The organism is Streptococcus viridans (genome assembly GCF_900636365.1).
Taxonomy (GTDB): Bacteria; Bacillota; Bacilli; order Lactobacillales; family Streptococcaceae; genus Streptococcus; species Streptococcus viridans_A.
The window spans coordinates 1,377,045-1,389,719 of the sequence record NZ_LR134266.1 but is presented as its reverse complement, the minus strand read 5'-3'; the positions used below and the strand labels follow the sequence as shown (position 1 = coordinate 1,389,719).

Genomic DNA, 12,675 nt, shown 5'->3' with positions numbered 1-12,675 from the left:
AGAAAAGGAGTAGACTGTTAGTGTATCTTTCAAGAATTTTGAGGAGAAGCGCGTGAAACTCTATGTTCAACTGATGATTATCTTTACCATCTCTTTGATTGGGGAAGGGATATCGACCCTCTTTCATTTGCCAATTCCAGGAAGTATTATTGGCTTACTGATTCTATTTATTTGCTTACAGTTGAAATGGCTTCGTATCCGCCATGTAAATCTGGTCGGATCTTTTCTCTTAGCCAATATGACTATTCTATTTTTACCTCCAGCGGTTGGGATTATGGATAAGTTTGATGTCATCCAGCCCTATTTATTTCCTATCGTTTTGATTATTATAGGGGCTATCATCATCAATGTAACCCTCATTGCCTTAGTCGTTGGGTTTATCAAGACTCGGTATGAGGGAGATTATGAAGGAGGTAAGAAATGATGGAAAGTTTGTGGTCTAATCCTCTCTTTGGGATTTCTTTATCGGTCTTCGCCTATCTGATTGGGATGATGATTTTTCGTCGCTTCCCCCATCCCATCACGACCCCTCTCTTAGTTGCTACAGTGTTGGTCATCGCCTTCTTGAAGCTGACAGGGATTTCCTATAAGGCCTATAATGTTGGGGGAACTTACCTTAGCAATTTGATTGTGCCTTCAACGGTTGTCTTAGGTATTCCCTTGTATAAGAGTTTCCATTTGATGAAGCACCATGCCAAGAGTATTCTTTTAAGTAGTTTTCTAGCAGTAGTGGTCAATACAGTTTTCACAGCTGTCTTGGCTAAACTTTTTGGGATGAAGTACTTTCTAGCTATTTCCCTCTTTCCTAAATCTGTGACAACGGCCATGGCAGTGGGGATTGCTGAAAAAATGCAGGGAATTACTACCATTACCCTGGTTGTCGTTGTGGCAACAGGGATTCTAACCAGTGTCCTAGGGCCAACCATTCTTAAATTCCTAAAAGTAGAGGATCCTGTTGCCATTGGTTTGGCCCTTGGGGGGACAGGTCATGCGGTGGGGACTGGTACAGCCTTTAAGTATGGTCAGGTAGCCGGAGCTATGGGAGGCTTAGCAATTGGGATAACTGGTGTTTTCTACGTCTTTGTAAGTCCCCTTGTCGCGAGCCTTATTCTTTCCTAAAAAGGTAGATAGTATTCAGAAAAAGCTTGGAATAAGTGTTCCGAGCTTTTTAGTGTACAGTTAGATAGAGATGGTTGCTTGATAATTTGAAGGTCAAATAATTTTCAGATAGATTACTAATTGATTACAGTCCTTGTAAGCGCTTGCCAAACCTTGGATCAAAAGGTATACTAAAAGAGGTTATACGGTTAATATCTAGTTAAAGGAGTTCAATATGAAGAAACGTTATGCTCGATCAGCCTTGGGCTTGATCACTGCTCTCTTCCTCTTTGCCCAACCGGTAGAGGCCTGTACAGGTTTTATCATCGGTAAGAAGTTAACAGCAGATGGGAATGCTTTGTACGGACGTACGGAGGACTTAGAACCGAACCACAACAAGAACTTTGTGGTTCGAGAACGAACTTATAACAAAAAGGGAGATGTTTTTGAAGATGCTACCAATGGCTTTAAATATGAGCTTCCGGAAGTAAGTTATAAATATACAGCTGTCCCAGATGTTACCCCAGAACAGGGTGTATTTGATGAAGCTGGTTTTAATGAGCATGGTGTGTCCATCTCAGCGACAGTCTCAGCTTCTGCGAATGAGAACATTCAAAAGGTTGATCCTTATGTAGAAGATGGCTTGGCTGAGTCTGCTCTCACCACTGTCGTTCTTCCGAGTGTCAAAACGGCTCGTGAAGGAGTCGAGCTCATTGCCAAAATTGTGGAAGAAAAAGGGGCGGCAGAAGGAAATATTGTGACGATTGCGGATAAGGAAGGAATCTGGTACATGGAGATTCTTTCTGGTCACCAATATGTAGCGATTCTCTTCCCAGAAGATCGCTATGCAGTCTTTCCAAATACCTTCTTCTTAGGACATGTCGATTTTTCAGATAAGGAACGGACTATTGCTTCCAAGGATGTTGAAAAAGTGGCCCGTGATGCAGGAACCTATAAAGAAATCGATGGCCAGTTCCATGTATCTCAATCCTACAACCCTCCTTTGCATGAGGCAGATCGTTCTCGTGTTTGGTCTGGTATTAAGTCACTGGATCCAGAAGCAGATGTGAACTACGATGACGAGTATTTTGACTTGATGCATACAACGGATCGGAAATTGACGCTTCGAGATGCGATGAATCTCCAACGCAATCGGTTAGAAGGAACAGACTTCAAACCTCAAGATCAAATGGAGTTAGATGGAAAAGGGATCCCAGAAAAAGGGAAATTTGATGAAGTCTATAAATACCCGATTTCGAACCCGAATGTCATGGAAGCCCATATTTTCCAATTAAAGGACAATGTTCCGGATAGTGCTGGAGGGGGAACCATGTGGTTAGCGATGGGAAGCCCACGAAATGCTCCTTACTTACCTTACTATGGCAATATCACCAATACCTACCAAGCCTATCAAGAATTAGGGACAGCCTATAATCCCCAATCTTGGTATTGGACTATGTCACGCATTAATGATTTAGTTGCCAAATATCCTGATTTGTTCGGAGATGGAGCCATTCGTACTGAAATGGAACGCCTAGAATCTCAATGGATGGCTGAGCAAGAAATCAGTGATCAAGAACAAATTGCCCTCGCTTCACAGCCAGAGCAGGCGAGCCTAAAAGCGACAGAAAAGAGCATGACTCGGGCTCAAAAGACCTTCGATCGTCTGCAAGAAATTCGTCAAGAAGCAGAAGAAAAGGTGATTGCTCAATATGGACAAGGTGCTATTGACGATTTAACAGATGAAGAAGATGCAAACCAAGAAGAAGAGATCAATTTGGTACCATTTGATTATGACTTCGTCATCACGATTGGCTTAGCCCTTGTGACAGTGTTAGGACTAGGTGTCTACTTTATTCAATCAAAGAAAGCAAAGGGAGGTAAGAAGGATGAATAAGTTTCAACGAATATTGCTCTTCCTATTTCTGGTCTTAGCAGGGATTGGGATGGAGTTTGAGCTAGGATTTCTCTCTCAACAAGAGTTTAGCCAAGTAGCAGGAAGAGATTTGGTTTTAAACCTGCTCGTTTTAGCGGTGATTGTCGTTCCTCTTTATCTCTTTATTAAACGACTTGCAAAAAGATTTGAGGTTCCCCTGCTTGTTTTGTGGGCTACCATGTTTGGCGGTGCTTTTGTTGCTGGCTGGCTCAGCTTTTCAGGGAACAGCCTCATTGACCATCTCAATAGTCATCTCATTCAGGATGTTAGTACCTTTAATAAATGGACAGATGCTTTGACAGCCCCATTTGCTGAAGAATTTTTTAAAGCTCTAGTGGCCTTTTGGATCCTCTTGATTTTGGGTCGTAAAGATTTGAAATCAGTTTTAATCGCTGGTTTTGGATCTGGTCTTGGTTTCCAAATCATTGAAGACCTTGGTTATGTGGCGCGTCAAACGCGATCTGGAGACCTCTCGGCAGTAACGGAGGCGGTGAACCGCATTTCTGGTGGCTTAGCATCTCATGCAGTCTACACAGCTGTTGTATCTGTTGGTGCTTTTCTCATCTTATCTCAATGCACCAAGCAAAAAGAAAAGCTCTTTGGTCTTTGGTGCGTGGTTTCCACGGTGGCCAATCACTTCTTATGGAATTCCCCATTCTATGAAACAGATCATCGGGTTAATATTTTGGTAGGCTTGCTCTTTGCCTTTCAAGTAGGAACCTTTATTGAGGTCGTTCTCTTTGCTCATAAAAATCCGAATCTAAACCTTTTAAAGAAAAACTAAGGAAAAGATTCAGTAGGTATCATACATTAAAAAGCTTAGAAACTTTTGTTTCTAAGCTTCAGATTGAAGACAAAGTCATATTAAAAACTTTCCTTAGGTGAGTACGGACGTCAGCGAACTTCTTCGAAGTTCCAAGACTAACTATTGAGCCTAAGGTCTCAATAATTCCGAGTGCCTGAAACGTTATTGTTTCAGGCACTTTTCTCACAGCGGAAAGTTTTGGTGTTTATTTGAATCTATTTAAAAATTGGAACTCATTTTAATTTCTTTGCAGAATCGCTTAACTTATTTTACTTTAAAATAGTTTGTCTACATTCTAAAAGCTTAGAAACTTTTGTTTCTAAGCTTTTTTTCTAGATTTTATTTGCTTTCTTCTTTTTTCTTTAGACCAAAGAAGGCTAAGATGGATGTCAACAGAGCGAGCATGTAGATAGCAGGAGAGTCGGAAGTTCCTGTTTCTGGTAGGGTAGCAGAGCCCGCTGTGAATGTTTTAGCGACTGTCACTGACAAGTGATGGTTGTTGGCCTTGATCTGTGTATCGTCTTTAGCAGATGTTAAAGTATTCTTTGTTTGGCTAGCTAGTTGATTAGGAGAATTCGTACTAACTAGAGCTGGAATGTATGTTTGATCCATTTTACCGGTAGATGGATTAGTTGGTTGAGCATTTTTACCGGTAGATGGGATAACTGGTTGGTCATTGCTTCCTGGGTAGGACTTTGGATTAGCAGGATCTGTTCCTTGTTTGATTTCCTCAATATCTGCCACACCATCTCCATCTGTATCTTTGCTAGCAGAAATAGAAATGGTACGAGAATTTGGATTGATGGTTGCATAGGCTGTGAGATCTGCCTTAGCAAGGTAATCTGCAAAGGCAACGTCCATGGAAGGACCTTCCTCACGAGCTCCACCTAACATGGTGTAGCCATCCCCTCCTGCTGCTAAGAAGTCATTGGTAGTCAAGTAGTAATCTTTAGCTAAGTTAAGAGGTTCGTATTGACCGGTTTCTGGATTTTTAATTTCGACATAGAGGATGCGTTTTTCAGCTGGTAGGGTTGTATCATAATAAACTTTTGCTCCAGAAACTTGGAGGAAGCCTCCGCTTGGTTCAAGAAGGGGTTGTCCGTTTTCGTCAAGAACAGTTTTGCCATCTTTTTCTTGTAAAATAGATCCAAGAGATTTAGCAAACATATCAGCAATATTCTGACCGGTTACTTTAATTTGAGAGATGGTATTCCCAAATGGAAGAACAGCAATGACGCTTCCTTTGGTAATTGGCTTGTCTTTGGCAATGGTCTCACGCAAGCCGCCACCGTTGGTTACAGCGAGGTCAGTCTTATGACTAAATCCGGTTTGTCCGTATTCATAGAGGGCATCCGCTACGACATTTCCAAGGTTGGTCTCGCGGACACGGACATTTTCCCGTTGACCATTTAGTTCTACAGGACTATTGTCACGAACGACTTTAGCATTCTCAGCATCGTATTGTTCTTTGATCTTTTGGACCATGGCAGCTACTTTGGCATTTGGCACTACATTTTTAGTTGAAGCTGCTGAAATTTGTTGAGGATTTCCAAGCAATTGGTTGGCCTGGTAGGTGATTTTACCGATATTGTTCAGGTAGCTACCGGTTTGGTTATAGGTTACGTTGTCTCCGTAAGTGGTTGATTGAACAGTATGGGAATGCCCGTCAATAACGGTGACGCGTTTACCTTTCAGTTTTGCATTTTTAGAAAGTTCCTCAGCTAAAGTAGAGCCCCGCCATTCGACTGGAGTGGTTGTATCTACACCTAAGTGAGCAAGGACAACGTAGTTTTTGTAAGTCTTGCCCTCAGCAGTAGCGCGTGCTTCAATCTCATCAATGACCTTATTTACTTCTGAAATAGGATCTGTGAAAGTAACACCTTGGACATTCTTAGGGTGGGTTTTAGTGGCTGTTTCAGGCGTTGTCACTCCGATGACCACAAACTCATCCCCAACAACATTCTTATCTTTATCGACAATGGTGGAAGCTTCAAATAAGCGAGCACCGTTGATGTAGGTGTTGGAACTGAGAAGTGGGAAGTTCAAGATTTCTTTGTATTTCTTAGCCTCATCCAAACCAAAATCGAACTCATGGTTTCCGACTGCCATGGCATCGTAGCCAATTTCGTTCAAAATTTTAGCTCGTTCTTCCCCTTTGGAACTATTTGAAATCGGTAGTCCTTGGAAGGCATCCCCAGCATCTACTACCAATGTAGATGGATTTTTCGCCCGTTCTTCATCGATGACTGCTGCTAATTTAGCATCTCCAATCACACCCTTTTCTTCGACGATCCGACCATGAACGTCGTTGGTATGTATGATATTTGCTTCAGGTAAGTCAGCTGAACTCTCTGTAGCACCTTCTGAAGTAGCTGTACTGCCTTCTGTTGAAGCAGGAGTAGCATCTGTAGCATTTGTTGAAGTAGCAGCTACTTCAAGGTTAGTTTCAGGAGCTGTTTGCTCATCTGCAGCTACCTGGGAAGCTAGGAAGGCAGGAGCAAGCAATAAGATTGGTAAAAGAAGTTTCTTCTTTTTCATAAACGGTCCTCTTTTCTATTTTATTCCATACTAAATATTATAGCTAAAAAGGAAAGAAAAGGAAAACGTTTTCTGACACTTGGGCAAATAATCTTGTGTGAGAGTTGATATTTCAGCTAGTTGGCCTTATCCATAAAAAAAAGAAAACTTTCGTTTTCTCATTTTCTTATTCAGTTATAGGTTGGTTCCAAGTGGTAAAGTCAGTCACACTTAATACGACCGTTGCGATTTCGATTGGTTCTTCTTTTGCACCAGTTGACAACCATTTCGTGATCACGGCTTCAATCGTAGCTACAAAGATCTCAACAGCATACTTATAAGGAATTTGGAATTTATTAACCAAATGTTCTTTGGCATGTGGAGTATCGTCAAGAAGTTGCAGGGTGAAATTTTTCATTATAATATGAAACTCTTGATAATCCATCTGCATTAAGGCATAGATAAAGTCATAATTATCTTGAATATATTGAAGTGAGGCGAGAAAATTTGCTCGATTGACGGTGCTTGTAGCGAATAGTTCTCCCAACTCGCCTAAGAGTTCAGATTTTAGCTGGTTGAACATATCTTGTTTGTCTACATAATGGAGGTAGAAAGTACCTCGATTAATGCCTGCTTCCTTTGTTAATTGGCTAATTGTAAGACTTTCAAGTGATTGTTCAAGAAGCAGACGTGATAGGGCGCTTCGGATAGCATTTTTAGAATTCGTTTTTCTCTTTTTTCGGGTCATGGTTCCTCCTTTATCATGTAGTTTGGCATAAATTATTGTTCACTAATCATCATATTATACAGAAATCAAATTTATCCATCAACAGAATAAAATTTTAGTATCATTCTATAAGTCTAAATGGCTTAAAATCAGGTCTTATTCTTATACTGTAAAAGCCATTTTGGAAGGATTATAAAAATTTTTCCCAGATCTACTTTCAAAGGGGCTATTATATAAAAATGAAAGAAAAACTTGAAATATCAGTTGTTTAAAAGCAAATAATAATTCATACTTATTTGTTATTATATCACAAACTAAGGAGAGGAGGGCAGATGATGCTTGGAAATTTCTATATCAGAAACTAGATAAGATCAAGCTTTTTCCTTGTCTATTTTTGCATAGAAAAGTATTAGTTTTTACTCCAAATTTCTCCATAAGTTCGTGCTTGTCATGAGCTGGTTCATTTCAGCTATTTTAGTCGTTTTAAGAGATTGATTATCCTTGGTCTTCCGGTAAAAAAGGACTATAATAAAGATAGAAACTTGTGTTTAAGTGGGAGAAAAGATATGGCTTATATTGAGATGAAACATAGTTACAAGCGCTATCCGTCAGGAGAAACTCACATCATTGCCAATAAAGATGTTACTTTTGAAATTGAGAAAGGGGAATTGGTCATCATTTTAGGGGCATCTGGTGCAGGAAAATCAACGGTTCTCAATATTTTGGGAGGTATGGATACCAATGATGAAGGGGAGGTTTTAGTGGATGGGAAAGCCATCTCAAGCTTCTCCTCGCACCAACGAACGGATTATCGCAGAAATGATGTTGGCTTTGTCTTCCAGTTTTATAATCTCATCCCTAATTTGACAGCCAAGGAAAATGTTGAGTTGGCTTCTGAAATTGTTTCTGATGCCCTAGACCCTGAACAAGTTTTGAGAGAGGTTGGATTGGGAGAGCGATTGAACAATTTCCCAGCCCAGCTATCTGGTGGGGAACAACAACGGGTAGCTATTGCGCGCGCAGTGGCGAAGAATCCTAAGATTCTCCTTTGTGATGAACCAACAGGGGCTTTAGACTACCAAACTGGCAAACAGGTTTTAAAGATTCTTCAGGACATGTCTCGTAAGAAAGGGGCAACAGTGATTATCGTCACCCATAATGCTTCCTTGGCACCAATAGCCGATCGTGTCATTCAGATGCATGATGCCCAAGTAAAATCGGTGACCGTCAATAACACTCCACTAGATATCGATAGCTTAGAGTATTAGGGAGGTTGTTCATGAAGCAAAAAGTATATTGGAAAGATTTATTCCATTCCTTTACTAGTTCCAAAGGGCGCTTTTTGTCCATTTTAACGCTGATGATGCTGGGTACCTTAGCCCTGGTCGGTTTAAAAGTAACGACCCCAAATATGCATCGAACTGCCCAAATCTTTATAGACCAACAAGAAATGTTGGACCTAGCTGTCATGGGAGATCTTGGTTTGGACAAGACTGACCAAGAAGAGCTAAAAGGATTGACGGGGGCCAGCTTGGAGTTTTCCTACCTGACAGATGTGACGGTTGACGGAAAGGACGAAGCTGTTCGACTCTTTTCTAGTCCAGAAACCATTTCGCGCTTTCAGCTGGTTTCAGGACGGCTTCCGCAGAAGCAAGATGAGGTCGCTCTAGCAGCATTTTGGAAAGATCGTTACCAGATTGGGGATCAGATAAGGATACATGAAAAAGCAGGAAGTCCATCTGTTTTAAAGACAAAAAACTATCGAATTGTTGGATTTGTAAAGTCTGCTGAGATGTGGTCCGAAAAAGACTTGGGACAAGCTACGAGTGGGAGTGGTTCCTTGGATGCTTATGGCGTCCTCTCAAAAAAAGCCTTTACTAGTCCTGTTTATAGCCTTGCTCGGATTCAGTTTGATGATTTGAGGGGGCTCAATCCATTCTCAACTAGCTACCAAGATCGTCTGGCCTCCCATCAAAAGGACCTGGAAAAACTCCTAGCTGGAAATGGTCAGGAGCGCTATCGAAAACTGCAGGATGATGGGAAACAAAAGATCCAAAAAGGACAAGAAGAACTTGATGCTGCAAACAAACAGTTAGCAGACGCACGTGAAAAGGCAGGACAAGCACAAACACAATTGACGGAGCAATCCAATAAACTGAATCAACTGTCTACACTCTTGCCCCAGGAAGAATTAGAAGCAAGACGACTCGAGCTGGCAGAAGCCCAAAAGCAACTAGATCAGCAATTGGTCAACATACAGACAGGTGAATCAGAACTAGCAACTAAACAGAAGGACCTAGAAAAGGCCAAGGAAGAATTGGAGAATCTAGCTCTACCAAACTATCATGTTTATGATCGAAAAACTATTCCAGGCGGACAGGGTTACCTCATGTATAGTAATGCCAGTGCCAGTATCTCCGCGGTAGGCAATCTATTTCCTGTGGTGCTCTACGCAGTCGCTGCCATGGTCACGTTTACGACCATGACTCGTTTTGTCGATGAAGAACGGAGCCATGCGGGCTTGTTCAAAGCCTTGGGCTATCGAACGAAAGATATCTTAGCAAAGTTCCTCTTGTATGGCTTGGTTGCTGGAACAGTTGGGACAGGCATCGGAACTCTTCTCGGTCATTATGTTTTATCAGGAACCATTTCGCAGATTATCACTCAGGGGATGGTCGTAGGAACTAGTCAACAGTATTTTTATGGGTCCTATAGCATTTTAGCCTTGGGGCTCTCCCTTCTTTCTAGCGTCTTTCCAGCTTATCTAGTTGCTAGGAAAGAGTTGAAGGAAGAAGCCAGTCACCTCCTTCTTCCAAAACCACCAGTTTCTGGATCCAGTATTTTGCTCGAACGGCTTCCGTTTTTGTGGAAACGTTTGAGTTTCACCCAAAAGGTGACCGCTAGAAATATTTTTCGCTACAAACAGCGGATGTTGATGACGGTATTTGGTGTTGCTGGTTCGGTTGCTCTTCTCTTTGCGGGTCTAGGGATTCAATCCTCAGTTGGTGGAGTACCCCAACGCCAGTTTGGAGAAATCCTTAAATACGATATGATTCTCTCGACCAAATCCAGTCTGACAGACGAAGAGGAACAATCCTTGAAGAAGCGCTTGAAGCAAGCAGATATTAAAGAGACAGAAGCTATTTTTACAAAACAAGTGGAGGCTTCCTATCCTTCAGGACGTGGAAAACAAAGCCTGACCTTAATGGTGTCCCCTAAAGACAGCTTGGAACCCTTTATCAGTCTCCGCTCAGAAGAGGGAAGAATCGACCTATCCAATGGGGCGGTGATTACCAGTAAATTAGCGCAGCTGGCCAAGGTGGGCGTTGGGGATGACTTGCGGATAGATGGGCATACGATTAAGGTGGCTGCGATTACCGAAAATTATGTAGGCCATTTTATCTATATGAATCAAGCGACCTATCAGAAAACCTATGGAAGAAGCGCTAAGCACAATGCCTATTTTGTCCGATTACAGTCTTCTTCTCAGCAGTTCGTTCAGAAGGTTAGTCGGGACATGATGGACGAAGGGGCGGTGCTTGCTGTTACGCAAAATACTTCCTTGATTTCTCTCTTCAATTCTGTAGCCCAATCATTGAATAAGACCATGATGATTTTAGTTCTAGTATCCATTTTGCTAGCCATTGTTATTTTATATAATTTAACCAATATCAATGTGGCAGAACGAATCCGTGAGTTATCAACTATTAAGGTACTCGGCTTCCATCATCAGGAAGTCACCCTTTATATTTATCGAGAAACCATCCTCTTGTCTCTTGTAGGGATAGGATTGGGTTTGCTAGGAGGCTTTTATCTCCATCGCTTCTTGATTGCTATGATTGCCCCAGATGCCATTCTCTTCTATCCGCGGGTAGCCCTTGGTGTCTATCTTTCTCCTATCGCTGGCGTCATTCTGATCCTAGCTATCTTAGGAATCTTGGTCAATCATCATCTTCGCAAGGTAGACATGCTGGAGGCTTTGAAATCTGTTGAATAAAAAAGAAACTTCTACCCTAGGGTGGAAGTTTTTTAGAGCTTTGGTATAATGAGAGAAGGAGAAGAGACATGACAAAAATTGCTTTGCTTTCGGATATACATGGGAATACAACCGCTTTAGAAGCTGTGCTTGAAGATGCCAAGCGGGCAGGTGTAGAAGAATACTGGTTATTAGGGGATGTCCTTATGCCGGGGACTGGTAGACGACATCTTTTGAACCTACTTGAAGAATTGCCCATCACCGTACAGATTTTAGGAAATTGGGAAGATAGTTTATGGCGAGCGATGAAGGGGATGCTGGATCCATCAAGGGCTAGCCACCGTTATTTGATGCGCCATTGTCAGTATATCTTAGAAGAAATTCGTCCAGAAGAGATAGAGGCCATGCAAAGTCTGCCCATGCAAGTGCATCGGGAAGTTTCCGGCTTAAAAGTGGGCATTACCCATCATCTGCCAGACAAAAATTGGGGTCGAGAATTGATCCATATAGGAGATCAGAAAGATTATGATCGCCTCGTAACCAATCCCCCTTGTGATATAGCAGTCTATGGTCATATCCACCAACAATTTTTCCGATATGGAAGCGGTGGAGAGCTTATCCTTAATCCGGGTTCCATCGGACAACCCTTCTTTTTGCAGGCCAATCTTCGAAAGGATCTACGGGCCATGTATGCCATCCTGGAGTTTGATGATATGGGCTTGAAAGATGTTGACTTTCGACGGGTAGACTATGACATTGAGAAAGAACTCCAACTCGCTAAGGATCTGAAACTCCCTTACTTTCAAGTTTACTATGAAAGTTTAGTCTATGGGATCCACCATACCCATAATCATGAGCTTCTACATGAAATAGCCCAGCGAGAGGGACATGATGTAGAAGTAGATGCATGGTTGAGGGACTTTTTTAACTAGTGTAACAGTTGACATTACAACAAATAAGGGTATAATAGACTAAAAGAAAGAACTTTACCGTCGGAAGAGTAAATGTCCCTAGTTACTGATGGCTTTAGACCCAGTTTAAGACATCCCTATCTAGATGGAAGAGAGGAGTATCCATGCAAATTTCAAGTCGTTTTACTATTGGAACCCATGTATTAGTCATGATTGCCTTAAAAGGGGACTGTACCAAGGTGACCAGTGATATGATTGCTGAAAGTGTTGGGGTGAACCCTGTCATTATTCGGAAAACCTTGTCCCAATTAAAAAAGGCAGGCTTGATCCATGTAGCGCGTGGAACAGGTGGGGCCGAGATGGCCAAAGATTTGGAAGCCATTAGTTTGTTAGATATCTACCAGGCTGTTGAATGCCTTGGGAAGACCGGACAATTATTTGGCTTCCACGAACATCCAAATCCAGCTTGTCCGATTGGAAATAGCATCCATGGCGTTCTAGACGGGAAGCTTGAAGAGATTCAATTGGCCATGGAAAAGGAAATGGCTCGGACCAGCCTTAAAGAAGTGGTGGAGCAAACCAAGCAACAAATGGAGCTAGCAACCGTTTCTTGATTTGAGTCTGTGAGAAACTCGATGTAAAAAGCCTTTCAGTGTAGACTGAAAGGCTTTTTGTGTTCATGGAGTAAAATATCAACAATCTTTC

At 41.8% G+C, this 12,675-nt stretch carries 10 protein-coding genes; 8 read left to right on the top strand and 2 right to left on the bottom strand.

The window, feature by feature from the left end:
• Nucleotides 1–52: 52 nt before the first annotated feature.
• From EL081_RS07260 to EL081_RS07245, 4 genes are all read left to right on the top strand, one after another.
• On the top strand, nt 53–424 hold the full coding sequence (locus EL081_RS07260; protein WP_126404622.1) for a CidA/LrgA family protein: 372 nt from the start codon (nt 53–55) through the stop codon (nt 422–424).
• The gene (locus EL081_RS07255; RefSeq protein ID WP_126405062.1) at nt 424–1,119 is read left to right on the top strand and encodes an LrgB family protein; all 696 of its coding nucleotides are present in this window, start codon (nt 424–426) and stop codon (nt 1,117–1,119) included. Before EL081_RS07260 ends, EL081_RS07255 begins: the two co-directional genes overlap by 1 nt.
• Before the next feature lie 214 nt (nt 1,120–1,333).
• The gene (locus tag EL081_RS07250) at nt 1,334–2,995 is read left to right on the top strand and encodes a C69 family dipeptidase (protein WP_126404620.1); all 1,662 of its coding nucleotides are present in this window, start codon (nt 1,334–1,336) and stop codon (nt 2,993–2,995) included.
• Nucleotides 2,988–3,818: a PrsW family glutamic-type intramembrane protease gene (locus EL081_RS07245; RefSeq protein WP_126404618.1), complete on the top strand. Its 831-nt coding sequence runs from the start codon at nt 2,988–2,990 to the stop codon at nt 3,816–3,818. The genes EL081_RS07250 and EL081_RS07245 overlap by 8 nt, the downstream gene beginning before the upstream one ends.
• Before the next feature lie 360 nt (nt 3,819–4,178).
• Here EL081_RS07245 and nt5e read toward each other — a convergent pair whose 3' ends face one another.
• On the bottom strand, nt 4,179–6,377 hold the full coding sequence (gene nt5e, locus EL081_RS07240; RefSeq protein WP_126404616.1) for a cell surface ecto-5'-nucleotidase Nt5e: 2,199 nt from the start codon (nt 6,375–6,377) through the stop codon (nt 4,179–4,181).
• 166 nt (nt 6,378–6,543) lie between these two features.
• Nucleotides 6,544–7,104: a TetR/AcrR family transcriptional regulator gene (locus EL081_RS07235; RefSeq protein WP_126404614.1), complete on the bottom strand. Its 561-nt coding sequence runs from the start codon at nt 7,102–7,104 to the stop codon at nt 6,544–6,546.
• 545 nt (nt 7,105–7,649) lie between these two features.
• Here EL081_RS07235 and EL081_RS07230 point away from each other — a divergent pair.
• The 4 genes from EL081_RS07230 (at nt 7,650) to EL081_RS07215 (ending at nt 12,584) form a co-directional block, all read left to right on the top strand.
• Nucleotides 7,650–8,351, top strand: coding sequence for an ABC transporter ATP-binding protein (locus EL081_RS07230; RefSeq protein WP_126404612.1), 702 nt, complete (start codon nt 7,650–7,652; stop codon nt 8,349–8,351).
• An 11-nt stretch (nt 8,352–8,362) separates the two neighbouring features.
• A complete protein-coding gene (locus EL081_RS07225) occupies nt 8,363–11,080 on the top strand; it encodes an FtsX-like permease family protein (protein ID WP_126404610.1) in 2,718 nt (905 codons plus the stop codon).
• Between the two features lie 68 nt (nt 11,081–11,148).
• Complete coding sequence (locus tag EL081_RS07220; protein WP_126404608.1) at nt 11,149–11,991, top strand: metallophosphoesterase family protein; 843 nt, start codon at nt 11,149–11,151, stop codon at nt 11,989–11,991.
• Between the two features lie 143 nt (nt 11,992–12,134).
• Nucleotides 12,135–12,584, top strand: a complete 450-nt coding sequence (locus EL081_RS07215; protein WP_126404606.1) for an Rrf2 family transcriptional regulator — start codon at nt 12,135–12,137, stop codon at nt 12,582–12,584.
• The last annotated feature ends 91 nt before the right edge of the window (nt 12,585–12,675 follow it).

Bases quoted from the DNA above. Each gene is read 5' to 3' on its own strand.
- EL081_RS07255 (WP_126405062.1), top strand. From the start codon at position 424: ATGGAAAGTTTGTGGTCTAATCCTCTCTTTGGGATTTCTTTATCGGTC.
- EL081_RS07250 (WP_126404620.1), top strand. From the start codon at position 1,334: ATGAAGAAACGTTATGCTCGATCAGCCTTGGGCTTGATCACTGCTCTC.
- EL081_RS07245 (WP_126404618.1), top strand. From the start codon at position 2,988: ATGAATAAGTTTCAACGAATATTGCTCTTCCTATTTCTGGTCTTAGCA.
- nt5e (WP_126404616.1), bottom strand. From the start codon at position 6,377: ATGAAAAAGAAGAAACTTCTTTTACCAATCTTATTGCTTGCTCCTGCC.
- EL081_RS07235 (WP_126404614.1), bottom strand. From the start codon at position 7,104: ATGACCCGAAAAAAGAGAAAAACGAATTCTAAAAATGCTATCCGAAGC.
- EL081_RS07230 (WP_126404612.1), top strand. From the start codon at position 7,650: ATGGCTTATATTGAGATGAAACATAGTTACAAGCGCTATCCGTCAGGA.
- EL081_RS07225 (WP_126404610.1), top strand. From the start codon at position 8,363: ATGAAGCAAAAAGTATATTGGAAAGATTTATTCCATTCCTTTACTAGT.
- EL081_RS07220 (WP_126404608.1), top strand. From the start codon at position 11,149: ATGACAAAAATTGCTTTGCTTTCGGATATACATGGGAATACAACCGCT.
- EL081_RS07215 (WP_126404606.1), top strand. From the start codon at position 12,135: ATGCAAATTTCAAGTCGTTTTACTATTGGAACCCATGTATTAGTCATG.